A 25979-nucleotide genomic window follows, 5' to 3' on the forward strand; every position below is an offset into this window, starting at 1 on the left:
CGGGCCGCCGGGGCACATCGGGGGACGACCCCCGCTGATCCCTGACCGCACCCTGATGGCCACTAGGTTGGTGCCATGAGCAGTGGCATCAGCGATGGGAATCCCGGCGGCAGCCAGTGGCGGCGGGACGCGCGGAGCAGGCTGCTGGCGTTCGCACGTCAGTCGTGGCGTGAGGAAGGTGGCTTCGTCTGGCTCGACGACACCGGCGGCCCGGATCGTGACAAGGCCATCGAGCTGTGGATCAACGCCCGCATGACCTACGTCTTCTCGCTGGCGCATCTCCTGGGCGAGGACGACGCGCTGCGGATGGCGACCCACGGCGTACGGGCGCTGACCACGCTGTTCCACGACGACGTCAACGGCGGGTGGTACGACCGGGTCGAGCTCGACGGGGACGTCCCCGACCGGACCAAGGGCTGCTACGGCCACTCGTTCGTGCTGCTCGCCGCGTCCACCGCCAAGGCGGCCGGCATCGAGGGAGCGGACGAGCTGTTGGCCGAGGCCGCGAAGGTGCACGGCCAGCGCTTCTGGGACCCCGATGACGGCCGCTGCGTCGAGGAGGTCAGCGAGGACTGGTCGCAGGTCGACGGCTATCGGGGCGCCAACAGCAACATGCACGCGGTCGAGGCCTACCTGTTCGCCGCCGACGCCACGGGGGACGACGTCTGGCGGCGGCGTGCCCTCGCGATCTGCGAACGGATCATCGGGATCCACGCCCGCGCCCACGAGTGGCGCATCCCGGAGCACTACGACCACGACTGGACCCCCCTGCCGGCCTACAACGAGGACCAGCCGGCCGACCCGTTCCGCCCCTTCGGTGCCACGCCGGGCCATGCCTTCGAATGGGCCCGCCTGCTGGTGCAGCTCGCCGCGAGCCTCGAGGAGCCCCGGCCCTGGATGGAGGAGGCGGCCGAGGCGCTGTTCACCCAGGCGGTCGGCGACGCCGTCAGCGACGACGAGCCCGGGCTGCCCTACACGACGAACTGGCACGGCGAGGCCCTGGTCGAGGAGCGGTTCCACTGGGTCATCGCCGAGGCAGTCCTGGCCGCCGAGGCCCTGCACACCTGGACCGGCAAGCCGGTCTACGCCGGGCTCGCCGAACGGTGGTGGGCCGAGATCGACGAGCACTACATCGACCCCGACACCGGCGCGTGGCACCACGAGCTCTCGTCCGCGATGCACCTGACCAGCCGGACGTGGCGCGGCAAGCCCGACGCCTATCACGCCTTCAACGCGCTAACGCTGCCCGACCTGCCCCTCGCGCCGTCGGCCGCGTTGACGATCGGCTCCTCCACGTGACCGCGCTGATCGTCGGCGAGGCACTCGTCGACGTCGTCCAGCGGGCCGGCGCCGCGGCCGAGCCCCACGCCGGCGGGTCCCCGTTCAACGTCGCCGTCGGCCTGTCCCGGCTCGACGTGCCCGTGCGGCTCGCCGCCCAGCTCGCCGACGACGCGCACGGTGACCTCCTCCGCAGCCGACTGCGGGAGTCCGGGGTGCTCCTCGACGCGCTCGAGCCCACCCCTGAACGTACGTCCAGCGCCCGCGCCACCTTGGCGGACGACGGGAGCGCGACGTACGACTTCGACCTGACCTGGGACCCGGCGACGCTGCCCGATCCCGGCGAGTTCGAGGTCGTGCACGTCGGATCGCTCGGCACGTCGCTCCCGCCCGGCGCTGCGCTGGTGGCGGACCTCGTGGTCATGGCGGACGCCGTCGGCGTACCGGTGTCGTTCGATCCCAACGTCCGTCTGGCGGTCCAACCCGACCACGCCGTGTGGCGGCGCACCTTCGAGGCCATCGCGCCGCACGCCGCCATCGTCAAGATGAGCGACGAGGACGCCGCGGTGCTGTTCCCCGACGAGGACCTGGAGGACCTGGCCGTGAGGCTGGCGGCCGGCGGCACGCTGGTCGCGATCACCCTCGGCGGCGAGGGCGCGATCATCGCCGCATCCCGGGCCGTCGCCCGCATCGACGCGCCGCGGGTGACGGTCGTCGACACGATCGGTGCCGGCGACTCGTTCATGGCGGCCGTGCTGTCATGGTGCGCGGCGTACTCGTGGCCCGCGGCCGGCGAGCTCGACCGCACCGAGCTGACCGACCTCGGGATGTACGCCTGCAGCGCCGCGGCGATCACCTGTTCGCGACCGGGTGCCGACCCGCCGCGGACGGCCGATCTCACGCCCTAGCGCGCGTCGCACCTGCCACGATGGGGTCGTGCGCCGCTTCGCAGCCCCCTTGCTCATCGTCACCGTGGCGATGGTGCTCGCGGACTCCGCGATCGTCACGCTCGCCCTGCCCGACATCCTCCTGCACCTCGACGCGTCCGTCGGCCAGGTCGCTTGGGTGCTGATCGCGTACAACCTCGTGCTGGGCCTCGCGGCCGTGCCGGCGGCGATGGGCTTCTCCCGTGCCCAGCCTCGGATCTTCAGCGCCGCAGGCATCGCAGTGTTCGCGGGCGCCTCGGCGATGTGCGCCGTCGCGGACTCGATCGAGGTGCTGATCGTGGCTCGCTGCGTGCAGGCCGTCGGCGGCGCGTTGGCGCTGGTCGGCTGCCTCGAGCAGCTGGTCGCCGAGCAGGGCGAGCGCCGCGGGGTCACGTCCTGGGTCACCGCCGGCGTGGTGGGCACGGCCGTCGGCCCGGTCGTCGGCGGTCTGCTGACGCAAGCGATCTCCTGGCAGGCCATCTTCGTCGTGCAGGTGCCGTTCGCGTTGCTGGCCGTGCCCGCAGCCCTCGCCGTACGGGCCGCACCGACACCGGAGACGGACCGGCACCGGCCGGCCGTGCGCGCGAACATCACCCTCGCCCTGATGTCCGCCGCCCTCACCGCGGCACTGTTCCTGCTGGTGCTGCTGCTGGTCCAAGGCTGGGGCCGGTCGCCGGCGACCGCGGCCGCGGCCGTGTCGGTCGTGCCTCTGGCGGCCCTCGCCGCCCGGCCGCTCGCCCGCCTGTTCAGGCCTCCGGATGCCGTCGAGATCGGCGTCGGCTGCTTCCTCGTCGCCGGCGGGCTGCTGGCCCTCGCCGTCCCGCCGTCGGCCTCGCTCGCCTGGACCGTCGCACCGCAGGCCCTGGTCGGCCTCGGGCTCGGGTTGACGGTCGACCGGCTCACGACGCGCGCCATGGACCTGCGGCTGCCGCGCGCCCATCACGCCGGCTGGACGATCGGTGCCCGGCACGTCGGCGTGGTCGTGGGTCTCGCGATCCTCACACCGGTGTTCACGGCGGACCTGCGAGACGCGCAGGTCCCGGCCCAGCAGGCGATCACCTCCCTCGTGCTCGACGCGCCGTTGCGCCCCGACGACAAGATCGCCGTCGCCGGGGCACTCGGCGACGTGCTGTCGGGGCAGCAGGACCAGGTCCCCGACCTGCACCGGGCCTTCGGCACGCTGGACCTGCCCGCCGAGGACCGGGCGGCTGCCGACCGGCTCGAGCGCGACCTCAACGGACAGGTCGAGCGGGCCGCCACCCGCGCCTTCCGCGACTCGTTCCTCATCGGCGCCGGTCTGGCGGCGCTCGCCCTGCTCACGACGATCCCGGTGCGCCGACGGAGGACCACGTGACCGCCGTACGCCGTTGGGCGGCGATGCCGGTCGCCGCCGTCGTCCTCGTCTGCGGCGTGGTCGGTGTGCAGCTCGCCAACGGCGGCGGGACCTACGAGCCGCTCCGGCCGGCTGACCCGTGCCAGGAGCGGCAGGTCACCTCCCGCGCCGAGGGCATCGACGGCCTCACCGAGCGCTTGGTCCTGCTCGGTCTGGACGGGGCGGCCTGCCGCCTCGAGGTCAGCCGCGAGGAGCTCACGCTGGAGCTGGCCCAGTCCGACGGGCCCACGGATGCCCAGGTCGACGCCCTGCGCGACGGCTTGACCTCTGCGGTCGCCCGCATGAAGGCCGACGGTTCCCTGCCCCCGGCCTCCGAGCTGGTCGACGAGGCACTCGAGTCGGCGGACCTCAACGGGCTCCTCGAGTCCTTGATCCGCGCGCTGCCGGCGTCGGCCATCGATGCGGCTCTCAAGACCGATGACGTCATGATCCGCGCGATCGACGACCTCGACCTCCGCGCGCTGCTGGCCGACGTCGACGACCAGCAGGCGCTGGAGCGTCAGGTCGAGGTCGCCGTGACCGAGGCCGTCAAGGACTCGCTCGAGGCCCGCATCCGCGACCTCATCTGACCGGGCGCGCGCCTCGTGTCGCGACGCACGACGCGGCGGCACGCGCGCCTGCGACGAGAGCAGGCTCGATCGCGTGGTGCGTCGCCCATGCGCTGAGGAAACCGGCGCAGAAGGCGTCGCCGGCGCCCGTGGTGTCGACGACGTCGGCAGGTGCTGCTGCCACGGTCTGGCCGCGGAACGACGCCCCGTCGGCACCCCTGGTCAGCACGACCTGGTCACCGTCGAGGCCGAGGAAGCCCTGCTCATTGTCGTTGGGGAACACCAGGTCGGCAGCGGCGAGCCAGCCCAGCACGGTGTCCCGGCCGGCCGCCTCGAGGAATCCGAGCGAGCTCGGGTCGATGCTGACGCCGACGTCACGACGTCTCGCCTCGTCGACGAGCGACTGCACGACCGGGCGCACGCCGTCGTCGAAGAACGAGTAGCCGGTCAGGTGCAGCCACGTCACGTCGTCCCACGCGTCGTGCGGGATGTCGACCGCCGTGAGCGTCGTGTTGGCCGCCCGGTCGACGTACATCGTGCGGTCGGCGGCATCGTCGAGGGTCAGCACGATCGTCGCGGTCGGCAGGTCGGGGTCGCCGGTGATGCGCGCATCCACGCCGTACGCCTCGAGGGCCGCGACGTGGCGCTCGACGCCGTCGGCGCCGCAACGACCGATGAAGCGTACGGGGGACCCGAGGTGCCCGAGCCACGCCGCGACGTTGGCAGCAGATCCGCCCGCCGTCATGCGGATCTCCGAGACCGTGTCGCTGGCGGGGTTGACGGTGCCCAGCGGACGCACGCCGATGTCGTCGACGACGTCACCGACGACGAGGATCATCGGGAGGTCCAGGACCGGGCGATCTGCCCCGCGACGCGGATGTTGTTCTCGGCGATCTTGAGGTTCACCGCCAGGCTCTCGCCTCCGGTCAGCCCGACGATGGTCTGCAGCAGGAACGGCGTGACCTCCTTGCCGCTCAGGCCCTGCTCGTCGGCCATGCGGAGCGCGTCGGCCAGAGCCCTGTCGTGCACCTCCGGGTCGAGCTGCTCGCCGACGGGGAGCGGGTTGGCGACCAGGATCGCGGCCGGCTGACCGAGCTGGTCGCGAGAGGCCATGACGTCGGCGACCGCCGCGGCGTCGGGCACCGACCAGTCGAGGGCGAACCCGGAGTCGGTGAGCCAGAAGCTGGGGAACCGGTCCGTGCCGAACCCCAGCACGATCACCCCCAGCGACTCCAGCCGTTCGAGCGTCGCCGGGATGTCGAGGATCGACTTCACGCCGGCCGAGACGACCGTGATCGGCACCTCCGACAGGACCTTCAGGTCGGCGGACTCGTCGAACGTCTCCGCGGCGCCGCGGTGCACCCCGCCGAGACCGCCCGTCGCGAAGACGCGGATGCCGGCGAGGTTCGCGATGTAGGAGGTGGCGGCCACCGTCGTCGCGCCGCTGCCGCCGCGGGCCAGCGCGATCGGCAGGTCACGGACGCTGAGCTTGGGGACGTCCTCACCGGCGATGCGCACGAGCTCGTCGTCGGTGAGCCCGGCCTTCAGCTGACCGTCGAGCACCGCGATCGTCGCCGGGACGACGTCCATGCCGGTCACGATCGACTCGAACTCGCGGGCGGCCCCGAGATTGTCCGGGCGGGGGAGGCCGTGGGAGATGATCGTCGACTCGAGCGCGACGACGGGCGTACCCGACTCGAGTGCAGCAGCGACGGCGGGCGAGACGCTCAGGGGAAGGCTCACCGCGTCAGCCTAGCCAGCCCCGGGTGCGCGAGCGGTGACTTGCTCGGCCATCCCGGCCGGGGGCGGTGAGCTGGTCGCCCATCCGAGCACGTGTAGGGCGACCCAGTCACCGCTCAGAAAGGGGCCGAAAAAGATTCTCGGAAAAAGTTGCAAGACCTGTTGGCCCCGATGCTCCTACTTCTGAGCAAGCGCGAGACACCGACTTCCAACAGCAGCATCACACCTACAGGAGAACGACATGAACAGCACGATCCGCAACCTGATCATCGCCGCCCCGCTGGCCACCGCCGCCCTGACGATGGTGCCCACCAGCGCCATGGCCACCGACGGCCCGGTCAACATCATCGTCCAGCCGAACACCGATCCCGAGCCGCCGGTCGACAAGATCGCCATCCCGAAGCCGAAGCCCCCGATCGAGCCCAAGGACAAGGTCGCGCCCAAGCCGAAGCCCCCGGTCGAGCCCAAGGACAAGGTCGCCCCGAAGCCGAAGCCGACGCAGCCCGACGGCCCGGACGTCATCACCAACCCGGAGCCCTGCCCGACGCACGGCGACTGCGGCACCGATGACAAGGACGGACCCAACGAGGGTGGCAACGGCGGCGGTGGCGACGACAGCACCGACGACACCACCCCGAAGGAGAAGGTCAGCACGGTCCAGCCCGGCGACACCACGCCGGTCCCCACCCGGGTTGACGCGGGTCTTGCCTCCGAGCAGTCTGACGGCGGCCTCGAGCTCGCCTGGCTGCTGGCCGGCGGAGCCCTCGTCACCGCGACCGGAGCCGCTCTTGCGCTCCGCACCCGCAAGCGCGACGACGCCTGATCCGTACGAACGAAAGGCCCCGCACCGATTCGGTGCGGGGCCTTGGCGTGCGTCAGATCTGGGTGCGATGGAAGTTGGCGTGCGAGCGCGACGCCGTGGGTCCGCGCTGCCCTTGATAGCGCGAGCCGTACTTCGCCGAGCCGTACGGGTTCTCGGCCGGCGACGTCAGCCTGAAGTAGCAGACCTGCCCGATCTTCATGCCGGGGTAGAGCTTGATCGGCAGCGTCGCGACGTTGGCGAGCTCGAGGGTCACGTGCCCGGAGAACCCGGGATCGATGAACCCGGCCGTCGAGTGCGTCATGAGGCCGAGGCGACCGAGCGACGACTTGCCCTCGAGTCGCGCCGCAATGTCGTCGGGCAGGGTGACCAGCTCGTACGTCGAGCCGAGCACGAACTCGCCGGGGTGCAGGATGAACGCCTCGTCGTCACCGACCTCGACCTCACGGGTGAGGTCGGACTGGTCTGCGGCGGGGTCGATGTGCGGGTACTTGTGGTTGTCGAAGACCCGGAAGAACTTGTCGAGCCGCACGTCGATGCTGGAGGGCTGGATCATCTCGCGGTCGAACGGGTCGAGCGCCACGCGTCCGGCGTCGATCTCGGCGAGGATGTCGCGGTCGGAGAGGAGCACGAGTCGAAACTAACGCATGGGGCTTCGGTAGGCTGTCCTCGGATCGCTTCGGCGACCGCGCCGATGTAGCTCAGTGGTAGAGCGCTTGCTTCCCAAGCAAGATATGCGGGTTCGATTCCCGTCATCGGCTCCGAGCGCAGCGAGGAGACGCGGGCGGGAATCGAGTGGGCCCCTCCGTCGAGCGGCTCCCCCGCGGCGAAGCCGCCCCCGAGCCGCTCCCTCAAAGGGATCCCGTCATCGGAATCGAGTGGGCCCCTCCGTCGAGCGGCACCCCCGCGGCGAAGCCGCCCCCGGGCCGCTCCCTCAAAGGGATCCCGTCATCGGCTCCGCGCAGAGGGATCCCGTCATCGGCTGGGACGCGGAAGGCCTCGAGGGAGAGCCATGGCCTGGGCTGGGGCTGACCGCCCTTGCGTTCTGGCGCGAGGACGGTCAGCGTGCACCCGTGAACATACGAATGCGTGAGTCGTTCGGAGCCGGCGGCTGCGCGGATTGGTCGACTCCCGCGCTCGCCCTCGTCGACGTCCGATCGGACTCCAAGAGTCCGCGTCGTCAGCCGCGGGCCAGCCAGCTGGTGTACTCAGGCGCACCGAAGTAGGCCGAGTTGACCGGGTCGTAGAAGCGCTCCTGGGCAACGAGGTTCGACTCGGCCGACTTCTGCGTGTCCGGGAGGTCCGGGACGAACTCGCGGTAGGTCGACGACGCGCCCACCTTCACGTACTTGGGGTTGTCGAAGCAGGCGCGCGGGACGTAGAGCTGGATGAAGCCGCCCTTGCCGAGCTTGCTCGTGCCCTGAAGCTTGTTCGTCGGAGCGCCGCTCCAGCAGACGGTTCCCGCATTGTCCTCGGAGTCGTACGACTCGCCGCCGATGCCACCAGAACCGTTCGGCTCCACGTAGAACGCGAAGTCCTCAGCGGTGCCCCCGTTGACCTTGACGCTCCCCACCACAGCCGCGTGCGGGTCGAGGTTGTGGAAGCTCAGACGGATGGAGATGAACGCGCTCCCGTGATTGACCGTCATCTTGTCCACGTCGAGCTTGCCGCCGTCGACCCGCTGGGCATAGGTGCCCTTCGATGCCAGGGTTCCGCCGGAGTAGCTCGACTTCGTGGTGACGAGAGTGTCGTAGCGCTTGTCGTCGATCGAGTCGCTGCCGGCCATCGCCGTGCCGGCCGAGGCCAGCAGCACGGTGGCCGCGGCCGCTCCGGCAGCAAGGATGCGGGTGGTGTGACGCATGGTGTTCCTTCCATCGTGGGGCTCCCCGAAGATGGGAGACACGATGACGCTAGCGACCGAATCGTGCCCGTGTCCCCGAAACGCCGGGACGCACGCAGGCCGCGCGCAGGGTTCGCTGCGCGCGGCCGCCGGCGTCAGCCGCGAGCGAGCCAGCTCGTGTACTCGAGCGCCCCGAAGTACGCCGAATTGACCGGGTCGTAGTAGTGCTCCTCGTCGGCCATCTTTGCGATGCTCGAGAGCTTCTTCTTGTTCGTGGCGAGCAAGACGTTCGGGTAGTGGATCGACGAGGCGCCCACCTTCACGTACTTCGGGTTGTCGAAGCACGAGCGAGGGATGTAGAGCTGGATGAACCCACCCTTGCCGATCTTGCTCGACCCCTGGATCTTCTTGGTGTCCGTCGTGGAGGAGCAGCCGGTGCCGCTCTCCAGCCCGGACGGTCCCGACTCGGCCTGGATGCCACCGAGGTACGGCGCCCCGTAGAAGTAGAAGTCCTCGGCGGTTCCGCCGTTGACCTTGACGGACCCTCCGACGTACGCGTTCTCGTGCAGGTGGTGGAAGGTGACGCGCACGGACACGAACTCCTTGCCGTGGTTCACGGTCATCTTGTCGATGTCGAGCTTGCCACCAGCAACTCGCTGGGCGTACGTGCCCTTCGAGGCGAGGGTGCCGCCGGTGTTGCCGAGGTCCGTCGTCACGAGGGTGTCGTAACGCTTGTCGTCGATCGAGTCGCTGCCGGCCGTCGCGGTCCCGGCCGAGGCCAGCAGCACGGTGGCCGCTACGGCTCCGGCGGCGAGGATGCGGGTGGTGTGACGCATGGTGTTCCTTCCATCGTGAGGACTCCCCAAGATGGGAGACACGATGACGCTAGCGGCCAGATCGCGGTCGTGTCCCCGGAATCTCGGGACTCACCACCTGCGCTGCACCACGGTCTCTGCGCCGTCACCGGTCCGTATGCGAGAGATCGTCTGGAATTTGCCCAAAACGCCCCACCCGCCCTTTCCGGCATGATTGTCTGGTGCTGCCGTGCAGCACCGAGACGGCGACGATGCGCCCGATCGGGGGCGGTGTCCGACCAGTCGGACGCACGTGGGTTCGACTCCTGCCATCGCTACGAGGGTGGACCGTGGAGCCACCGGCATGACCTGGGAGCCACCGGGGCGGGAGACCGACCGGGTGTGGGAGGCCGGCGGATCCACCTGAAGCTGGAGCAGAGTTGTCGACGCAGCACTCGACATCGTGGCCGTCCCTGCCGCGCGAGCACACATCCTTCGCGCTCAGGGGATTTCGTGATGGCCGCGGCGCCCTCCTGGTCGGCGGGCTCGGCGTCGGGAAGACCCATCTCGCGCGCGACGTGCGTGCCGCCCTCGACGAGGACGGTCGCGGCGAGATCCTCTGGTTCACGGTCGCCGGCAGCCATGTCGAGCGGGATCTGAGGCTGTCGGCAGCCGAGCCGTTGCTCACCTGGATACCCGACGCGGCTCAGCTGGCGCCGGGGGACCTGCTCAGGCGAGCTCACGACCTCCTGCTCGGGCAGGCCGAAGGCCGTCGCGTCCACATCCAGGTCGAGGACCTCCACCTCGTCGACCCCGAGACGCAGGATCTCCTGGCCGGCCTGTGCCGACGCGGCGGGGTCTCGCTGCTCTGCACCGCCCGACAGAGCCCGCCGATGTCCCCCACGTTGGCCGCCCTTTGGCGCGACGAGCTGCTCGCGCGGGTCGACGTCCCGGAGCTCACCGACTCCGAGGTCGAGTCCCTCCTGTGGGCGGCCCTCGGCGCGCCCGTCGACGGCGCCGTGCTCCGCGAGGTCATGCGCGTCACTGGCGGCAACGCGATGCTCGTGCGGGAGATCGTGCGGGCCAGCCTGGCCCAGGGCAAGGTCGTCGATCGGCGCGGCACCTGGGTCCTCGAGGGCGGTCTCGCACCGGACACCAGGGTCATGGACCTGCTGACGGCCGAGGTCATGCGGCTGCCCGCAGACCACCGGGCGGCGCTCGAGCTGGTGGCGCTCGCCGAACCAATCCCGTTGGGGATCGCCCGATCCCACCTCGACGACGCCGTCCTGGACGACCTGGTCGGCCGCGGCATCGTCCGCGTCACCGAGAGCCGAACGGCGGGTCGGCACACCGTGCCCTCGCTCCGGCTCGTCTATCCGCTGTACGCCGAGTGCCTGAGACTGGCCACGACCCCGAGCAGGAGTCATCTCCTGCTCCACAGGGTCTACGGCGTCTCGGCACCACCCCAGACGTCGAGCGGGCTCGTGCGGTGGGCCGAGTGGACCCTCGAGTGCGGTGTGGAGGCCCAGGTCCCCGACCTCGTACGGGCGGCACGGGCTGCTGCCACCCTCGGACGCTACGAGCTCGCGATCGCGCTCGCCACGGCCGCCCTCGACCGCGCGACCGACCCCGCGGACCGCATCGAGGCCTTGGCGATCCGTGCCCGTGAGCTGCGTTTCCGCGACCAGCCCACGCCGGCACTGCAGGACGTCGAGCAGGCGATCGCGCTGCACGAGGAGACCCGGGTGGACGGGGCCGATGTCGACGTCGACCTCTTCCTGGACCTGCACGAGCTGCGCGCCGACATCTACCAGTACAGCCTCGACAAGCCCGTGGTGGCGATCGAGCTGATGGACGACGCCTACACCCAGGTGACCGAGCGCGGCGGGGCCATGGATCACGTCCTGCGCTATCGCATGTCGCGGATCTCTCGGCACGCCTGGTCCGGGGACTTCCGGCCGGCCGCCGCCCTCGGTCGCGAGCTCAGCGCCAAGAGCTCGCACGTCTCCGGCTGGCCGCTCCAAGGGGTCGCTCCGGCGGTGCTGGCGCTGACGTGGCGCGGTCGTACGGCCGAGGCCCTGGCGCTCTCCGACGGCTGCGCGGCGGCCGCCACCTCCTTCGACGCGACCCTTCCGCGGATCGGGACGGAGATCCGCCTGACGACCTTCCTTGCGCTGATGGTCGCCGGTCGCATCGAGGAAGCCAGGCGACGCGGTGTCGACCCGCGCCGCGCCGGCGGCGTGAGTCGTCTGGACTCGGCTCTGGTGCACGCCGGCGAGGCTCGGCTCCTCGCCGCCGAGGGGCGTTGGCACGAGGCCGACGCCCGCTTCCGCACGGCCCACAAGATGTTCGAGCAGCGTGATCCGAGTGGGTTCTCCGCCTGGGCCTTCGCCAGCGAGGCCCACTGCGCGATGATGGTCGGCGACACGGACCGGGCCCTCCAGCTGTGCCGCCTGGTCGACCGGACGCCCTTGCGCGCGAGCCGCGCCTTCGAGGGCGATCTCCGCGTCCAGGTCATCGCCACCCTGGCCGGCATCGGCGACTCGGACGCGGTCTCCCGCGCTTCGGCGACCGCGCTGTGGGCGCAGCTGCGCGGCCACTTCCTGACCGAGCTGGCGGCGATCGACCTCATCGCGACCAGCGATGCCCAGACGGCGCGGGACTGCGGCGCCGCCGACCGAGCCCGAGAGCTCCTCGCCCTCGTGGACGCGCCTGTCGCCCCAGCCCTGGTCCATCACGTCGTCGGGATCGTCGAGGCGGACCGCGAGCTGCTGGACGCCTCGGTGGCCCAGCTGGCTCGCTTCGGCCGCTGGCTGCCCCGGCGCGCCAGCGCCCAGACGGGCCTGTCTCGGCGCGAGGCGGAGATCGCCGGGCTCGTGGCCGCCGGCCTCAGCAGCCCTGAGATCGCCGACCGCCTGCACCTGTCCCGGCGCACGGTGGAGACCCACCTCGCCCGTGTCTACGCCAAGCTCGGCGTCAACCGCCGGAGCCAGGTGTCCGCCGCCCTGCGGCAGCACTCCGCCTGAGCCGACCCGCTGCTCGCCCACCCCGGGCGATGCCTGTCGAGCGGCGCCGCGCCCATCACACAGCACGCGGCCCGACCACCGGAGAACCGGTGACCGGGCCGCGCGCCCGAGCCGTGTGGCTAGTACTTGGGCAACGACGCCGTGTAGGTCGCCTGCCTGTACTTGCCGCTACCGAGGTAGTTCGCCCCGACGAACACCGACCGGTCGGGCAGACCCGTCAGCTGGTACGTCGCGGTCGTGCCGTTGGTCACCTTCAGCAGCTTGACCGGCGTGCCGTCGACGTACACCCGGACCCAGCCGTTGAGGCCGGCGCCGGTCGCCTTCGAGCGAACCGAGAGCTTCACCGTTCCGGTGTCGACACCCGTACGCTTGACGGTCATCTTGACCGTGGCGTTCGGCTTGCCCTTCAGCACCCGCTGGATGAGGCCCGTGCTGACGGTCGGCTCGTACGGCGACTGCCCGGCCTTCGGCGTGAAGCGAGCCACGATGCGATGCGTCCCGGCCTTCACGTTCTTGATCGTGCGCGATCCCCAGTAGGTTCCGGCCACGAGCACCGGTCCGCCGATCTTCTTGTCGTCCGAGTAGTACTGGACGGTGCCGGCGATCTTGCCCAGGCTGCCGGGCGCGTTGTGCACTCGGGCGTGGACCAGGATGGTCTGACCCTCGTACGCCGGAATGTGGCTGGTGACGAGCTTGATCGAGATCACGTTCTTCTTGACCGTGACCTGGACGGTGTTGGACACGCCGTCCTCGGTCTTGCCGTCACCGGAGTACACCGCGCTGTACTGGTGCACGCCCTTGCTCGCCTTGTCCGAGCTCAGGCTCGCGTTGCCGTTGCCGTCGACCGGGACCGGGGCTCCGACCTGCACACCGTTGTCGTAGAAGGTGATGAAGCCGGTGGCCAGGTCACCCTTCTCCGTCGCCGCGTGCGCCGACAGGGTCAGGTTCTGCCCGTACTGGACCGACGTCGGGTTCTCGCCGTTGGCCAGCAGGGTCACCGCCACGAGCTGCTTCTGGACGACCTGGATCAGCTCGCCGCTCTCGGCCTCCTTGTACCTGGAGTCGCCCAGGTAGCGGGCCGTCACGTGGTTGTCGCCGACCGGCAGGTCGTCGGTCGTGACCTGGGCCTTGCCGTCAGCGTCGATGTCGACCGGACCGTTGAAGGCCGAACCGTTGACGTACAGCTGCACCTGGCCCGTGGGCTCGTACGGCTGCGTCGGCAGGTTTCCGGACACGTCGATGCTGAACGTGACCTCGTTGCCGGCGTGCGACGGGTTGAGATCGCTGCTCAGCGCGACCTTGGCCGACCCGAAGTTGACGATCTGGTCGACGTAGTTGCTGGTCGCGGTGTGGTAGTTGCCGTCACCGCTGTAGACGGCCGTCACGTGGTGATGGGCGTCCGGGTTGGTGACGGGCAGCTCGATCTCGAAGTGCGCCTTGCCGTTGTGGTCGATCGGCAGGTCGCCGCTGATGGCTTCCTGGTCGATGAAGAACTTCACGGTGCCGGTCGGCTTCGTGGCGTTCGGCTTGTTCGAGGTCACCTGGACGTCGAACTTCGACTTCTCGCCGGCGATCACGGGGTTGTGGACGGAGGACAGACCCACCGAGACGTCGCCCTGGTTGACCGTGAAGTTGGCCAGGCTGGTCTCGTCGACCGAGCCGTTGAACTCCTTGTCACCCGAGTACGTCGCGATGATGTCGTGCGTGCCGACCGGGATCTTGTTGGTCGACAGGACCGCCTGGCCGTTGCCGTTCAGGACCACCGGTGCACCGAGCACGACGCCGTTGGAGGTGAACTTGACGGTTCCCGTCGGGACGCCCTGAGCCGGGTCGACCGGCGAGACCGAGACACCGAGCTCGACGACGTCGCCGAAGTTCGGCGGGTCGAGCGGGCCGGCGATCAGCGTCGTCGTGTCGCCCTTGATGACCGAGAAGTCGAGGCTGGCGCTCGACGGCAACGAGTCGCTCGCACCGTTGGGCGTGTAGTTCGCGTGAAGGGTGTAGTTCCCGACCTTCAGCTTGTCCGAGTAGATCGTGGTGGTGCCGTTCACGAGGTTCTTCGTGCCGAGAGCCGTGACGATGCCGTTGGCGAGGTTCTCCGCCGTCAGCTCGATCGTGCCCGTGGGCAGCTGGCCGGGCGCCGTGGCGCCGACCGAGACCTTGTAGCCCTTCATCTGGCCCGTGACGACCACGCCGGGATCGGCGATCGTGACGCCGGTCGCGTACTGCGAGTTGAAGGTGACCACGACGGAGCCGTTGCCCTCGACCGTGTTCGACCACGTGCCCTGCAGCTCGCCGAGCTGCGGGTTGACGTAGCTGCGGCCACCGCCGCCGCCCGCACCGCTCGACGACAGGAAGGTCGCACCCTGGCTGCCGCCCTGGTAGCCACCGCCGCCGCCGCCCGCGCCGCCGCCGCTGAGGAAGCCGTTGGCGCTGTCGCCGACTCCGCCGGCCTGGGTCGGAGCGTCACCGGGGTGTCCACCTTCGGACTCCGGGAGCGTGCCGTCCTGGCCGTCCTGGTCCGCGCCGCCACCGTTGCCGCCGGCGAAGTTGGGGCCGTTGTTGCCGCCACCACCGCCGCCGCCACCGGCGACGATCGCACGGTTGGCGTCGCTGGGCGCACCGACGAACACCTCGGTCGCGCCGCCGCCGCCACCGCCGGCGCCGCCGAGCGGTGCTGCTTCGCCGCCGGCACCGCCCTTGGCCGGGCCGCCCGAGCCGCCGCCGACACCCTCGATGCCGGGGTTGTCGGAGTGGGCGTCGCCGCCGCGCCCGCCGAGGTAGACCGTGATCTGCTGTCCGGGCGTCACCGGGACGGTGACGGTGCCGCTGGCACCGCGTCCGCCCGAGCCGCCCTCGAGCCCTCCGGCACCGCCTGCGGCGCCGTTGACCTTGACGTTCAGGGAGTGGACGTCCGCAGGAACGTTCCAGTTCTGGATGTTGCCGTCAGCGATGCTGAAGGTCTTGGACCCCGGAGCGGCTTGTGCCGCTTGTGGGGCGATGGCAATCATGCCGGCAGCCAGCATTGCCGACGAGGCAAGGGTGGCAGTGGTTCGGGTCAGGGCCCGACGATGTTGACGCACGGAGTTCTCCTTGGGAGTGAGGTGCTTCAACAGCACCGATAGACCCCTCAAGGCTTCCGTCTTGTCGTCTAGACCGAATCAGTAAGTACTACGTAATTCCCGTGGGCAGTCGATCCGTCCGGACCAGCCCGATCGGGTCAGACTCCCTCGTGGGCGTCTGCGACGGCGCGGGCCTCGTCGCGCAGTGCCTGGACGACGAGGCGTACGGACGGCCGCTCGAACCGGTCGGGACGCAGCAGGGCGGAGATCTCGCGCTTGGCCCGGATGCCGACCAGCGGACGGGTCACCAGCCCGTTGCCGTGCTCGCGCGTCGTGAACCGCGGCAGGATCGCGATGCCGTGCCCTCCGGCGACGAGGGACTCGACGATGCCGTTGTCGGCGATGCGCTGGGAGATCCGTACGGGCTCACCGGTCGCTGCCACGACCTGGCTCAGCACGCGGTCGAACGGATAGTCGTTGGGCACGCCGATCCAGTCCTCGCCCACGACGTCCTTGGGCGAGAGGCTCGCCTTGCGGGCGAGGGGGTGGCCCTCGGGCAGGGCCACGTCGAGCGGCTCGCTCATCAGCGGCACGACCTGGATCGCCCTTTCGTGCCACGTCGCCGAGGTCGTCGGCGAGTCCGCGATCACGATGTCGTGGTCCGGGGTCAGGTCGGCGAAGTCCGTCGTGACGCCGTCCTCGTCGGAGCAGATGAGCTCGACCTCGGGGACGTCGGCGAGACGCGTCAGCACTCCTGACAGGAGCATCTCCCCGCCCGTCGGGAAGGTGACCATCGTGACCTGACCGGCCGGTTGCTGCATGAACTCCCGCCACCGGCCCTCCGCGCGTTCGATCGCGACCGCGATCTCCGTCGCCGTCTGGGCCAGCGCGCGGCCGGCGACCGTCAGCGCGACACCGCGGCCGGCCGGCTCGACGAGGGTGTAGCCGGCCTCCTTCTCCAGCACCTTGAGCTGCTGGGACACCGCCGACGGTGTGACGTGCATTGCTTCGGCGACCGCCCCCACGGTGCCCCGTTCGGCGAGTTCCCGCAGGAGAGTGAGGCGATAAACATCCATGTAGGAATCCTACATGTTCAGTGTAGATCTATTGGCTTGTCCTTGACAGTTGCGACTCGCATACTTGAGTCAGCACCTCAACCACAGCCTTGAAGGAGGCCACCATGATCGTCCTCGGAATCTCCCTTGCTGCCATCACCGTGATCGGGGTCGGCCGCACTGTCCACGCCGTCGTCACCGACGGCCGGGGTCGCGTGCCCACCCGCACCTACCCCCACGCGCTCAACCTGCGCTGATCCAGGTCCCGAAGCCCCCGCGAGCCTCTCGCGGGGGCTTTGTCGTGCATGCGTCGATAGGGTCGACGGCGTGATCACCGGCTTCGACCTCGACATGACCTTGATCGACTCGCGTCCCGGCATCAAGGCGGTGTACGAGCAGGTCGTCGTCGAGAGCGGCGCCACGATCGACACCGATCTCGTGGTCTCCCGGCTCGGCCCGCCGGTCGAGTGGGAGCTGGCGCACTGGCTGCCCGAGGACGAGGTGAAGCGGTGGGCCGACCGCTATCGCGAGCTCTATCCGGCCATCGCCCTCGACCTCGTCGCCGCGATGCCCGGGGCGCGCGAAGCCGTCGAGGCCGCCAACCAGCGGGGCCGGACGATCCTCATCACGGCCAAGCACGGACCCAACGCCCGGCTGCACGTCGACCGGCTCGACCTCCCGGTCGGCGAGGTCTTCGGCGGCACCTGGCGAGAGGCCAAGGGCGTCGTCCTGCGCGAGCAGGGCGCCACGACGTACGTCGGCGACCACGTGCACGACATGGACGCCGCGAAGCTGGCAGGCGTCGTCGGCGTCGGGGTCACCACCGGCCCGAGCAGCACCGAGGAGCTGCGAGCAGCCGGCGCCGAGACCGTGCTGTCCAGCCTCGAGGACTTCCCGGCCTGGCTCGACCGCCGCTGACCTGCGGCGACGTGTGACAGGACGAACAGGCCGGGGTTGGCCGTTTGACTTGTAATCGGCCGCGCTCGGACGGATACTTAAGTTACTACCCAGTAGCAATGCTGCCCCAGCGCAGCGCAAACCCCTCAAAGGATTGCCGGCATGAGCCATTACAAGAGCAACCTCCGTGACGTCGAGTTCAACATGTTCGAGCTCTTCAACCGGCAGGACATCCTCGGCACGGGGCCCTTCGAAGAGGTCGACACCGACACCGCGAAGAGCATCCTGGCCGAGATCGATCGCATCGCCCGCGAGGACCTCGCGGCCTCGTTCGAGGACGCCGATCGCAACCCGCCGGTCTACGACCCGGCCGCCAAGACCGTGACGATGAACCCGGCCTTCGCCAAGTCGTACAAGACCTGGATGGACGCCGAGTGGTGGCGCCTGCAGATCCCCGAGGAGCTGGGTGGCCAGGTCGCCCCCGCCTCGCTGATCTGGGGCACCGCCGAGTTCGTCCTGGGCGCCAACCCCCCGATCTGGATGTACGCCTGCGGTCCCGCGTTCGCCCGCATCGTCTTCGAGAACGGCATCGAGCGCGACAAGAAGATCGCGCAGCACATGGTCGACAAGCTGTGGGGCGCGACGATGGTGCTCACCGAGCCCGACGCGGGCTCCGACGTCGGCGCCGGCCGCACCAAGGCGTTCCCGAACGAGGACGGCTCGTGGAACATCGAGGGCGTCAAGCGCTTCATCACCTCGGGTGAGCACGACCTGTCCGAGAACATCATGCACCTGGTCCTCGCCCGTCCGGTGGGCGTCGAGGGCGTCGGCGGTCCCGGCACCAAGGGTCTGAGCCTGTTCCTCGTGCCGAAGTTCCACTTCGACCACGAGACCGGCGAGCTCACCGGCGAGCGCAACGGCGTCTACGTGACCAACGTCGAGAAGAAGATGGGCATCAAGGTCTCGACGACGTGCGAGGTCACCTTCGGTGACGGCGCGCCCGCGCAGGGCTGGCTCCTCGGCGAGGTGCACGACGGCATCAACCAGATGTTCCGGGTCATCGAGAACGCTCGCATGATGGTCGGCGCCAAGGCCATCGCGACGCTGTCGAGCGGCTACCTCAACGCGCTCGAGTTCGCCAAGGAGCGCGTCCAGGGTGCCGACCTCACGCAGGCGTCCGACAAGACCGCGCCCCGCGTCACGATCACCCACCACCCCGACGTCCGTCGCTCGCTGCTGACGCAGAAGTCGTACGCCGAGGGCCTCCGCTCGCTCGCGATGTACGCCGCGACGTGGCAGGACGACGTCATCATCAAGGAGGCCGCGGGCGAGGACACATCGCTGTCCGAGGCCGTCAACGACCTGCTGCTGCCGCTCGTCAAGGGCTACGGCTCGGAGCGCTCCTGGGTCCTGCTCGGCACCGAGTCCCTGCAGACCTTCGGCGGTTCGGGCTTCCTGCAGGACTACCCGATCGAGCAGTACGTCCGCGACGCCAAGATCGACACCCTCTACGAGGGCACCACGGCGATCCAGGGCCAGGACCTGTTCTTCCGCAAGATCGTCAAGAACAAGGGCGCCGCGCTCGGCTACCTGTCCGAGCAGGTCAAGGAGTTCGCCGAGAGCGAGGCGGGCAACGGTCGCCTCAAGGTCGAGCGCGAGCTGCTCAAGCAGGGACTCGACGATGCCAGCGCGATCATCGGCGCGACGTTCAGCGACCTCATGGCCTCGAACCCGGCCGACGAGAAGGGCGACCTCAAGAACATCTACAAGGTCGGCCTCAACACGACGCGCCTCGTCTACGTCCTGGGCGACCTGACCGTCGCGTGGCTCCTGCTGCGCGGCGCGGAGGTCGCGCTCGAGAAGCTCGGCGGTGAGGTCTCCGCCGCCGACAAGAGCTTCTACGAGGGCAAGGTCGCCGCGGCGCAGTTCTTCGCACGCAACGTGCTGCCGAAGCTCGCCGGCGAGCGCGCGATCGCGGAGAACATCGACGGCTCGGTCATGGAGCTCGACGAGTCCGCGTTCTGACACCCACATGACGACGAAGGCCCCCACCGGCACGGTGGGGGCCTTCGCACGTCCCTCGTCGGCCGTTTGGTTCGTGCACGAATGATTCGTACACTGATCATATGGACGATCCCCTCGCGCTCGAGGAACAGGTCTGCTTCGCCCTCGCCGTCGCCTCGCGCAGTGTCGTCGCCAGCTATCGCGCCGTGCTCGAGCCACTCGGACTGACGCACCCGCAGTACCTCGCGATGCTGGCCCTTTGGCAGCACGGCCCTCTGAGCGTCAAGGCACTCGGTGAGCGCCTGCACCTCGAACCGGCAACGGTCTCGCCGCTCGTGAAGCGTCTCGAGCAGGCCGATCTGGTGACCCGAACGCGGTCGAGCTCGGACGAGCGGTCCATCGAGGTGGCTCTCACCCCTGGGGGAAAGGCGCTGCGGCGCAAGGCACTCAAGGTCCCACCGGAGATGCTGGCCCGGTTCGGGATGAGCGTCGACGACCTGCACGCCACCAACGCCGTCCTCCACCGCATCATCGCCGCGGCGCAGGCGGTGCCGGCGTGAACGCCCGCGCGGCCGAGCGCGAGGCGGCGGCGCTGGACCGCGTACGCCGTCGGGTGACCGCGATCGGGTTCTTCGCCGTCGCGTCCCACGGCGTCTTCGGCCTGATCGGGGTCTCGCACGTGCTGCTGGGCCAGGACCGGCGTGCCGACGCGCTGCTGCTGACCGTGATGTCCGGCGTGGTCGCCCTCGTGGTCTGCGCCGCCACCCGGGCGATCCTCGGCCGTCGGCCGTTCTCCGCCCCGTGGTTCGCCGCCGCGCTCGTGCCCACGGTCGTGGCGTACGCCTGGATGTTCTGAGCGACCCTCAGCCGTACGCCTCGACGTGCGCGGCCCTGAGCCGCTGGTACGTCTCGTCAGCCGCGGCCTCGTCCCACGCGCGTTTGAAGATGCGTGCCGACTCCGCCTTGACCGGGTCCTCCGGCCCCAGCGGCAGCTCGCGCCGGCCGTGCGCGCCGCTGACCCCCTTCTTGTCGTCCGGGACCGGCCCGTCGTACTTCTTGCCGCCGCGATGTCGGGCGTAGCGGCGTGATCGGGTGTAGCCCATCTGCAGGTACTTGCGCGCCATGTCCGCCCCGACGAAGTCGTCCGCCTCGAGGTAGGCGCGGAACCCCTCCAGGATCGCGGCGCTGCTGGCGGTCGCCTGCTCCGGTGTGGCGAAGCGCCACAGCGGCAGCAGCTCGGACTTGTAGGGCTCCACCGAGAACACCCCCTGCTCGCCGCGGGCGACCCGGTACGACGACGGGTGCGCGCGATGGTCGAGGGGCTCGTCGGTCACGTGCCGGACATACCCCGCCACCGAGGCGCCACGCGTGCCGGCGAGCGAGCTCAGCGCGTCGCGGCTCAGGGAGCGCAGATCAGCACAGCGTGTGGGAAGGTGACTTCGTGAAGCTGGTCAACCCACTCTGGTACCTGGCTGCCTTCCTCTTCGTGCTCGGCACGGTCATGGTCGGAACGGTCGTGGCCGCCGGCGCCTGGGACCCCGTCCGTGAGGTCACCGTCACGCCGACCACGACCCGCGCCGATGCCCAGGGCAAGACCCTCGTCGTCTACACCGACATCCTGCAACCGGACCGCGACGTCAGCTGTCGGGCGACCGGCCGCGACAAGAAGTCGCAGGACATCCCGCCGGCGGCGCTCGACATCACGGTCGACAACGAGGGCAACCAGTGGCACCTCATCGGCCTGCTCCGCAAGGGTCCCGACGACGTGGCGGTGCGGTGCGCCCCGCGGGACCGGCGAGCCGACAACGCCTCGTACGGCTGGGCCACCGTGGCGGGCTTCGAGTCCAGGGCCCGCGCCGGTGGCGACATCGGCAAGTCCGGTGCCGTGTTGGGCGTGGCCCTCGCGGGGTACGTGTTCTGGTGTCGTCGTCAGCAGCGCAAGGAGACCGCACGTGGACCTGCTTGATACGTACGTCCGTGGATGGCGGGAGTCAGCCGACTCGATCGTCGAGCTCGCAGGAACGCTCGACGACGCCGACTGGGCTCGACAGACCGACTGCGACGCGTGGACGGTGAAGGATGTCGTCGCCCACCTCGCCCACCTCGAGAGCGAGCTCTGCCACACCGAGCAGAGCGCCCCGGCGCAGTCCGACGCCCTCGACGTGGCGTCGGCCTACACGCAGGCGGGTGTCGATGCCCGGCGCGACCGGACGCCCGCCGAGCTCGTCGACGAGCTCGCCTGCGCCGTCGAGCTGCGCGGGGCACGGCTGGCCGACCTGCCGGAGGATCCGTCGGCACCGGCACCCGTCACACCGGGCGGTGTGGCATGGAGCTGGGACACCTTGCTGCGCAACCGCGCGATCGACATGTGGGTCCACGAGCAGGACATCCGCAGGGCCACCGGCCGGCCCGGTGGCCTCGACAGCACCGGTGCGCAGATCGCCGTCATGACGTTCTCCTTCGCGATGCCCTACGTCCTGGGCAAGCGGGTGCGACCGCCGGCGATGTCGACCGTGCGGTGGGAGGTCACCGGCGAGATGCCCCTCGAGCTCGTGGTGCGCGTCGGCGAGGACGGCCGGGCCAGCGCGATCGAGACGCTCGACGAGCCGTCCGTGACCCTGACGATGTCGACCGAGGCGTTCACGATCCTGACCGCCGGCCGCCGGTCCGCCGACCAGGTCGAGGTCTCGATCGACGGCGACAAGGAGCTGGGCCTCGGCACCCTCGCAGCGATGGGAATCATGTCCTGACCCCGGCCGGACGCCCTAGGCTGGCGCGATGAGCTGGAGCACTGACGACATCCCCGACCTGTCCGGCAAGCGCGCCGTCATCACCGGGGTGACCGGTGGGCTCGGCCTGCACACCGCGATCGGGCTCGCTCGCCGCGGCGCGGACCTCGTCGTGACCGCGCGCGACGCGCGCAAGGCCGACACCGCCGTCGCCCGGATCCGGCAGGACGCCCCCGGCTCCAGCGTCGACGTCGTGTCGCTGGACCTGGCCTCCCTCGCGGACGTGCGCCGGGCGGTCGACGAGGTGTCCACGACGTACGACCGCATAGACATCCTCGTCAACAACGCCGGCATCATGGCCGTCCCCCGACGCGAGGAGACCGTCGACGGCTTCGAGCTGCAGATCGGGACCAACCACCTCGGGCACTTCGCATGGACCGCTGGCCTGTGGCCGTTGCTCAGGACGGGTCCGTCACGCATCGTCCAGGTCTCGTCGAACGCGCACACGATCGTGGGCAGCGTCGACCTGACCTCGCTGTCGCCAGAGGGCTCGGCCGCCACCTACCACCGCTGGCAGTCGTACGGGCAGTCCAAGCTCGCGAACCTGCTGTTCGCGCTCGAGCTGGATCGGCGCGTCAAGGCGGCCGGGCTCGACGTGGTGAGCGTCGGCGCCCACCCCGGCTACGCCGCCACCAACATCACCAAGACCGGTCCGACCGGCGGTGGTCTGTCGTTGCCCGGGATCGGGATGCACCAGGTCTCCCGCATCCTCGGACAGCCCGCGTCCCGCGGTGCCATGCCGTTGCTGATGGCGGCGACCGACCCGTCCCTGAGCGGCGGTGAGTACGTCGGTCCGTCCGGGTTCAAGGGCATGCGTGGACGGCCCAAGGTCGTCGGGATGACCCGGGTCGCCCGCGACGAAGAGCTTGCCCAGGACCTGTGGACGGCCTCCGAGGCGGCGCTGGGCAGGTCCTTCGACGTCTGACCGCCGTCCGCCCTGCGATGTCCGGGCGAATCGCGGATCTGCCGCGATTTCGGTGATGTGCGATCGCCCACATGAGCACGCTTCTCGCGTGCCATCTAGGCCAGGTTGACGTAACGTCGACCGCCTGATGATCCGAGACATGACGCACAGCGACTTCGACAGCATCGTCCACCTCAACCAGAACGCTCTCGAGGGCGTCGGTCCACTCGACAACGAGAGCCTCTCGCTCCTCGTGAAGATGTCGGACCAGGCGCTCGTCGCGGAGGACGGCGGGGACATCGCCGGTTTCGTGATCACCCTGCCTCCGGGCGCCGAGTACGACTCGAGCCGCTACCGGTGGTTCGAGGACACCCTCGTCGACGACTACGTCTACCTCGACCGCATCGTGGTGTCCGACCAGCACCGCCGCAAGGGCGTGGCCTCCCGGCTCTACGAGGAGATCGAGGGCGAGGCACCGGTCGCGCTCGAGGTCTACGACACCAACGACGTCTCCCTCGCGTTCCACGAGAGCCGCGGGTTCGAGGAGGTCGGCGCCCTCACGCACGAGGGCAAGACCAACCTCATGCTCGTCCGCGAGCCAAACGAGGCCTGACCGATCCCGCCGGGCCCGACACCGGTCGGCATCGCCTAGCCGAGCTCCTTGGTACGGCCGTATGCCTCCGGCTCCTTGGCCATGATCTTGGCCCGCGTCCGGACGCGGAAGCGCCAGATCTGGGCGACCCCCAGCAGCCACAGGACGTACTGGAAGGACATGGCCCAGCGGAACGCCTCCGGTGTGTAGGCGGTCGACGCGCCCGGCGTCCGCCAGTCCAGGATCAGGCCGATCGCGACGACCAGCACCAGGCTCGCCACGAAGCCCGCCTGGTTGACGATCGCCGTCGCACTGCCGAGCCGGTCGGCCGGGTTGGAGGTGCGCGCGAGGTCGAAGCCGATCATGGACGCGGGCCCGCCGACGCCCATCACCACGACGAGCAGCACCAGCACCGGCAGCGGGGCCGGTCCGCGCCACACCAGCACGACGGTCCACACCACCACGATCACGCCGATGATGCCCAGCACGATCGTGGAGCGGTGCCACGGGTGCCGGGTGATCGCCCAGCCGAGCACAGGGCCCGCGGACATGACGGCCACGACCATGATCGTCAGGAGCAGGCCGGCAACCTGGTCGGACCGACCCTCGCCTCGCACGAAGAACGGATAACCCCAGAGCAGGCCGAACGTCGTCGCGCTGAACTGCGTGGTGAAGTGCATCCAGAACCCCAGCCGGGTGCCCGGCTGGGCCCACGACGCACCGAGGCTGCGTCGGATGCCGCTCCACGACAGCGCGGCCCCGCTGATCGAGCGCGCGGCCGGGGCGTCGCGCACGAAGAGCAGCAACGCGACGGTCAGCGCCACTCCGAACGAGCCGGCGAGCAGGTAGGACCTCGTCCAGCCGAGCTCGCGGAGCGCGACGGTCATCGGGACGGCAGCGATGATCGCGCCGAGCTGGCCCGTGACGCCGGTCAGCTGGGTCACCAGGGGGACGCGCCGTGGTGCGAACCAGGTGTTGACCAGCCGCAGCACGCAGATGAACGTCATGGCGTCGCCGACTCCCACGAAGAACCGAGCGACGAGCGCGGTGGCGTACGTGTCGGCGAAGGCGAACCCGGCCTGCGCGAGCGTCAGGGTGACGGCGCCGGTCAGGAGCATCCGCCGGGGACCGAAGCGGTCCAGCAGGAGACCGACGGGGATCTGCATGCCGGCATAGACCAGCAGCTGCAGCATCGTGAAGGTCGCCAGCTGCGCTGCGGAGATGTCGAAGCGCTCGGTGGCGGCGAGCCCCGCCACGGCGAGGGACGAACGGTGGAAGACCGCCAGGAGGTAGACCAGCAGGGCGACGACCCAGACCGCGTACGCGCCGGGATGACGCGTCCCGTCAGGCTGACTCACCGATCCAGTCTAGGGTCGCGAACGCCGCTCGCTCGACGGCCTGGGCAGCTAGCTCGTGAGGGCGTCGCCCCCCGGCACCATCGACCGCAGGATCCGCACGGCGTCCCTGTCGATGTGCGTGATGATGCGACGCGCGCGGACCTCGAGCGCGCTCGAGTCGCAGTCGACGATGACGAAGTGCTCGGCGCCGTTCTGCGTCCCGAGCACGGTCATGCCGGGCCACGCGATGCGGTGGAACGCACTGAGGATCTTCTGCTGGTGCAGGTCGTCGCGGACGCGATAGATGAGGAGCGACCAATCGGGAGTTACCGGGAGCAAGGACATGGCGACCCTTAAAGAGGGTGGTGCGCCGCCTGCTGCATAACCGGTGGCCCCAGCGTAGGCCGCCCGGTCCCAAACGTCCAGATGGAAGACGGAGACGGGTGCCGGACCCTGAGCTGGTCCGGCACCCGTCAGCCCTGGATCACGCCGAGATCGACGTCTGCTCGGTCTTGCCTCCGAGGATGTCGATCTTGCGCGGCTTGGCCCGCTCGCTCACCGGGATCACGACGCTGAGGACGCCGTTGTCGTACGTCGCCGAGATGCCGTCGGTGTCGATGCCGTCGCCCAGGCTGAACTGACGGACATAGCTGCCGTACGGGCGCTCCTTGGCGATCCACGTGGCGGACTCGTGCGTGGCAGCCGTGCGCTCGGCCCTGATCGTCAACACGTGACCATCGAGGTCGACGTCGACCGAGCCCGGGTCGATGCCCGGGAGATCAGCGGCGAGGACGTAGCGGTCACCCTCACGGAACAGGTCGACCGGCATGAGCCGCGGTGTCGGCCGTGACATGAGCTGAGAGGTCAGGCGATCGAAGTCGCCGAAAGGATCAAAGGACAGGTTCATCATCACGAGATCTCCTTTCGAAAACTTGAGTCAATCGGACTCAACTCTTACGAGAGGAAAAATAGCT

General features: G+C 69.9%; 26 protein-coding genes and 1 tRNA gene. 16 read left to right on the forward strand and 11 right to left on the reverse strand.

Annotation, left to right across the window (positions count from 1 at the left end; all coding sequences use genetic code 11):
• The first annotated feature begins 75 nt into the window (after window positions 1-75).
• Genes AB0N22_RS11600 through AB0N22_RS11615 form a run of 4 tightly spaced genes read left to right on the forward strand, consistent with a single transcriptional unit; the run spans window position 76 to window position 4166 of the window.
• Window positions 76-1299: an AGE family epimerase/isomerase gene (locus AB0N22_RS11600; RefSeq protein ID WP_364639962.1), complete on the forward strand. Its 1224-nt coding sequence runs from the start codon at window positions 76-78 to the stop codon at window positions 1297-1299.
• Window positions 1296-2186, forward strand: coding sequence for a carbohydrate kinase (locus AB0N22_RS11605; RefSeq protein ID WP_364639964.1), 891 nt, complete (start codon window positions 1296-1298; stop codon window positions 2184-2186). Before AB0N22_RS11600 ends, AB0N22_RS11605 begins: the two co-directional genes overlap by 4 nt.
• A 28-nt stretch (window positions 2187-2214) precedes the next feature.
• Entirely contained in the window at window positions 2215-3558 is a 1344-nt protein-coding gene (locus tag AB0N22_RS11610; RefSeq protein ID WP_364639967.1) for an MFS transporter, read from the forward strand.
• Window positions 3555-4166, forward strand: coding sequence for a hypothetical protein (locus AB0N22_RS11615; protein ID WP_364639970.1), 612 nt, complete (start codon window positions 3555-3557; stop codon window positions 4164-4166). Before AB0N22_RS11610 ends, AB0N22_RS11615 begins: the two co-directional genes overlap by 4 nt.
• Here AB0N22_RS11615 and AB0N22_RS11620 read toward each other — a convergent pair.
• Together AB0N22_RS11620 and AB0N22_RS11625 are read right to left on the reverse strand one after the other, a co-directional pair.
• Window positions 4159-4983 carry a PfkB family carbohydrate kinase gene (locus tag AB0N22_RS11620; protein ID WP_364639973.1) on the reverse strand — a complete coding sequence of 275 codons (825 nt, stop codon included), beginning with the start codon at window positions 4981-4983 and terminating at the stop codon, window positions 4159-4161. The two genes, AB0N22_RS11615 and AB0N22_RS11620, sit on opposite strands and share 8 nt — an antisense overlap.
• Complete coding sequence (locus tag AB0N22_RS11625) at window positions 4980-5888, reverse strand: pseudouridine-5'-phosphate glycosidase (protein ID WP_364639976.1); 909 nt, start codon at window positions 5886-5888, stop codon at window positions 4980-4982. Before AB0N22_RS11625 ends, AB0N22_RS11620 begins: the two co-directional genes overlap by 4 nt.
• A gap of 238 nt (window positions 5889-6126) precedes the next feature.
• Between AB0N22_RS11625 and AB0N22_RS11630 the strand changes: the two genes are divergently transcribed.
• The gene (locus AB0N22_RS11630; RefSeq protein ID WP_364639978.1) at window positions 6127-6708 is read left to right on the forward strand and encodes a hypothetical protein; all 582 of its coding nucleotides are present in this window, start codon (window positions 6127-6129) and stop codon (window positions 6706-6708) included.
• 52 nt (window positions 6709-6760) lie between these two features.
• Here AB0N22_RS11630 and dcd read toward each other — a convergent pair whose 3' ends face one another.
• Complete coding sequence (gene dcd / locus AB0N22_RS11635; RefSeq protein WP_364639981.1) at window positions 6761-7336, reverse strand: dCTP deaminase; 576 nt, start codon at window positions 7334-7336, stop codon at window positions 6761-6763.
• A gap of 59 nt (window positions 7337-7395) precedes the next feature.
• Here dcd and AB0N22_RS11640 point away from each other — a divergent pair.
• Window positions 7396-7466 (forward strand) — tRNA-Gly (locus AB0N22_RS11640).
• A 419-nt stretch (window positions 7467-7885) separates the two neighbouring features.
• On the opposite strand, the gene AB0N22_RS11645 is transcribed toward AB0N22_RS11640, so the two are convergent.
• A complete protein-coding gene (locus tag AB0N22_RS11645; protein WP_364639984.1) occupies window positions 7886-8566 on the reverse strand; it encodes a hypothetical protein in 681 nt (226 codons plus the stop codon).
• A gap of 134 nt (window positions 8567-8700) precedes the next feature.
• The gene (locus AB0N22_RS11650) at window positions 8701-9381 is read right to left on the reverse strand and encodes a hypothetical protein (RefSeq protein WP_364639986.1); all 681 of its coding nucleotides are present in this window, start codon (window positions 9379-9381) and stop codon (window positions 8701-8703) included.
• 398 nt (window positions 9382-9779) lie between these two features.
• Here AB0N22_RS11650 and AB0N22_RS11655 point away from each other — a divergent pair, with 398 nt between their 5' ends.
• Window positions 9780-12365: a LuxR C-terminal-related transcriptional regulator gene (locus tag AB0N22_RS11655; RefSeq protein ID WP_364639989.1), complete on the forward strand. Its 2586-nt coding sequence runs from the start codon at window positions 9780-9782 to the stop codon at window positions 12363-12365.
• 119 nt (window positions 12366-12484) lie between these two features.
• On the opposite strand, the gene AB0N22_RS11660 is transcribed toward AB0N22_RS11655, so the two are convergent.
• Window positions 12485-15376 (reverse strand): Ig-like domain-containing protein, encoded by a 2892-nt coding sequence (locus tag AB0N22_RS11660; protein ID WP_364639992.1) that lies wholly within the window; start codon window positions 15374-15376, stop codon window positions 12485-12487.
• 209 nt (window positions 15377-15585) lie between these two features.
• Window positions 15586-16503: a LysR family transcriptional regulator gene (locus tag AB0N22_RS11665; RefSeq protein WP_364639995.1), complete on the reverse strand. Its 918-nt coding sequence runs from the start codon at window positions 16501-16503 to the stop codon at window positions 15586-15588.
• Between the two features lie 104 nt (window positions 16504-16607).
• Between AB0N22_RS11665 and AB0N22_RS11670 the strand changes: the two genes are divergently transcribed.
• The 5 genes from AB0N22_RS11670 to AB0N22_RS11690 all read left to right on the forward strand — a co-directional run bounded on the left by AB0N22_RS11670 (window position 16608) and on the right by AB0N22_RS11690 (window position 20239).
• The gene (locus tag AB0N22_RS11670; protein WP_364639998.1) at window positions 16608-16739 is read left to right on the forward strand and encodes a hypothetical protein; all 132 of its coding nucleotides are present in this window, start codon (window positions 16608-16610) and stop codon (window positions 16737-16739) included.
• 70 nt (window positions 16740-16809) lie between these two features.
• A complete protein-coding gene (locus AB0N22_RS11675; RefSeq protein ID WP_364640001.1) occupies window positions 16810-17400 on the forward strand; it encodes an HAD hydrolase-like protein in 591 nt (196 codons plus the stop codon).
• 141 nt (window positions 17401-17541) lie between these two features.
• On the forward strand, window positions 17542-19404 hold the full coding sequence (locus AB0N22_RS11680; RefSeq protein ID WP_364640004.1) for an acyl-CoA dehydrogenase: 1863 nt from the start codon (window positions 17542-17544) through the stop codon (window positions 19402-19404).
• A 101-nt stretch (window positions 19405-19505) separates the two neighbouring features.
• Entirely contained in the window at window positions 19506-19943 is a 438-nt protein-coding gene (locus tag AB0N22_RS11685) for a MarR family transcriptional regulator (RefSeq protein ID WP_364640007.1), read from the forward strand.
• On the forward strand, window positions 19940-20239 hold the full coding sequence (locus tag AB0N22_RS11690) for a hypothetical protein (protein ID WP_364640010.1): 300 nt from the start codon (window positions 19940-19942) through the stop codon (window positions 20237-20239). The genes AB0N22_RS11685 and AB0N22_RS11690 overlap by 4 nt, the downstream gene beginning before the upstream one ends.
• A 7-nt stretch (window positions 20240-20246) precedes the next feature.
• Here the strand turns inward: AB0N22_RS11690 and AB0N22_RS11695 are convergent, their stop codons facing one another.
• Entirely contained in the window at window positions 20247-20717 is a 471-nt protein-coding gene (locus AB0N22_RS11695) for a DUF4385 domain-containing protein (RefSeq protein WP_364640013.1), read from the reverse strand.
• Between the two features lie 107 nt (window positions 20718-20824).
• On the opposite strand from AB0N22_RS11695, the gene AB0N22_RS11700 reads away from it, so the two are divergent.
• From AB0N22_RS11700 to AB0N22_RS11715, 4 genes are all read left to right on the forward strand, one after another.
• Entirely contained in the window at window positions 20825-21349 is a 525-nt protein-coding gene (locus AB0N22_RS11700; protein WP_364640016.1) for a hypothetical protein, read from the forward strand.
• A complete protein-coding gene (locus AB0N22_RS11705) occupies window positions 21336-22133 on the forward strand; it encodes a maleylpyruvate isomerase family mycothiol-dependent enzyme (RefSeq protein WP_364640019.1) in 798 nt (265 codons plus the stop codon). Before AB0N22_RS11700 ends, AB0N22_RS11705 begins: the two co-directional genes overlap by 14 nt.
• Window positions 22134-22161: 28 nt before the next feature.
• Window positions 22162-23097, forward strand: coding sequence for an oxidoreductase (locus AB0N22_RS11710; RefSeq protein WP_364640022.1), 936 nt, complete (start codon window positions 22162-22164; stop codon window positions 23095-23097).
• A 139-nt stretch (window positions 23098-23236) separates the two neighbouring features.
• Complete coding sequence (locus AB0N22_RS11715; RefSeq protein ID WP_364640024.1) at window positions 23237-23689, forward strand: GNAT family N-acetyltransferase; 453 nt, start codon at window positions 23237-23239, stop codon at window positions 23687-23689.
• 35 nt (window positions 23690-23724) lie between these two features.
• Here the strand turns inward: AB0N22_RS11715 and AB0N22_RS11720 are convergent, their stop codons facing one another.
• From AB0N22_RS11720 to AB0N22_RS11730, 3 genes are all read right to left on the reverse strand, one after another.
• Window positions 23725-25026 (reverse strand): MFS transporter, encoded by a 1302-nt coding sequence (locus AB0N22_RS11720; RefSeq protein ID WP_364640027.1) that lies wholly within the window; start codon window positions 25024-25026, stop codon window positions 23725-23727.
• A 48-nt stretch (window positions 25027-25074) separates the two neighbouring features.
• Window positions 25075-25350 carry a hypothetical protein gene (locus tag AB0N22_RS11725; RefSeq protein WP_364640030.1) on the reverse strand — a complete coding sequence of 92 codons (276 nt, stop codon included), beginning with the start codon at window positions 25348-25350 and terminating at the stop codon, window positions 25075-25077.
• A gap of 139 nt (window positions 25351-25489) precedes the next feature.
• Window positions 25490-25858: an Hsp20/alpha crystallin family protein gene (locus AB0N22_RS11730; protein ID WP_364640032.1), complete on the reverse strand. Its 369-nt coding sequence runs from the start codon at window positions 25856-25858 to the stop codon at window positions 25490-25492.
• Window positions 25859-25979: the final 121 nt, after the last annotated feature.

It is taken from the genome of Aeromicrobium sp. NPDC092404, assembly GCF_040684095.1.
GTDB lineage: Bacteria > Actinomycetota > Actinomycetes > Propionibacteriales > Nocardioidaceae > Aeromicrobium.